Source organism: Mesorhizobium sp. M7A.F.Ca.ET.027.03.2.1, assembly GCF_003999175.1.
Lineage (GTDB): Bacteria > Pseudomonadota > Alphaproteobacteria > Rhizobiales > Rhizobiaceae > Mesorhizobium.
Map to the genome: position 1 here is coordinate 1 of NZ_RZOM01001392.1, position 1,246 is coordinate 1,246.

The following is a 1,246-nucleotide window of genomic DNA, read 5'->3' on the forward strand; positions in this document are numbered from 1 at the left end:
CTGCCGGACTCCGCAGGATCAGGCGGCGAAATCGAGAAGCTTCTTGGCTTTGCCCTCCATGTCCAAGCGGACATCCTGATGCGGCTTATCACGCGCGATCCGCGTGATGCCCTGCACGAAATCAAAGATCGATTCCGGTGGTCGGCCTTCCTCCAGGAGAACTGTATCGATGATCTTCATGGTCTCGGACTTGGAGAAGCCGCGCTTGCGCAGGAAGTTTTGGCGGTCTTCGTCATCTCGGGCCACTATCCTTTGCCGCGCCGTCTTGATGCCGTTGACGAACGGCATGGGGGAGGAATCGGCAAACTGGATCAGGGCCGGCTCGGCTTCCAGTGCGAAACGGGAGGCCGCGTATTTTGAATGGCGGATGGTGATTTCCTCGAAATCTTCCACGCCCCACAAATTGCGATTCTGACAAACTGCGCGCAGATAGAAGCTGGCGATCCCGAGGGTGCGGGCTCCGACCTCGGAATTCCAGCAGTAGAAGCCGCGGAAATAGAGATCCGGTTCCCCATTAGGCAGCCGCCCGGCCTCGATCGGGTTCAGATCGTCGACGAGGAAGACAAAGATATCGCGATCAGACGCGTAGAGCGTGGTGGTGTCGCTGGAGATGTCGACGTGCGGATTGTAGATTCCCGTTGACCAGTCGAGCACGCCGGGCACTTTCCAGCGCGTGTCACCGGTACCGTTGCCGGCGATCTTTTGCACGGCGTCCACCAGCTCTGAGTCAAATATTCTGCCATAGTCAGGGCCTGTTACCGCCCGCAACTCGAGGCGTCCGTTCTCGATTTCCAGCGTCTTCACCTGCTCGGCGCGATGGTTGAGGAGACCGTGCTGAAGGTTGATCGCCGCGACCGGAGCTGGAAGCTGACGCAGATAGGTGGCCGGCGCGCCGACCAGGCTGGCGAGTTGGCCAAAACTCCAATGCGTTGGGGCAACAGGCGCACGCGTATCGGGCAGCATTAGCCTCAGGCGCTCCGGATCGTCGCGGCTGGCCTCGACGCGGATCAGCTCACTTTCGACGATGCGGGTCTTGCTACGCTCCGACCGGCTCTTCACCGAATGCCGGAGGTCGGTGAGCGACAGGTATCGCTCGTCCGCCGGCCGGTTGAACCATTCTGACGACACGCGGCCGATGCGCTGGCCGCGGCTGACGTCGATCTTGTAACCGGCACGCTCGTTGCGCTTGGGCGCGTGAATTTCTATCTGGGTCATGAGTGTCGCTCCTAGGCGGGCGCCGGAAGAC

Annotated in this window: 1 protein-coding gene; it reads right to left on the reverse strand. The window is 60.9% G+C overall.

Going from position 1 to position 1,246, the window contains the following annotated elements:
- Positions 1 to 18: 18 nt before the first annotated feature.
- Complete coding sequence (locus EN750_RS34960; protein ID WP_127399324.1) at positions 19 to 1,215, reverse strand: DUF932 domain-containing protein; 1,197 nt, start codon at positions 1,213 to 1,215, stop codon at positions 19 to 21.
- Positions 1,216 to 1,246: the final 31 nt, after the last annotated feature.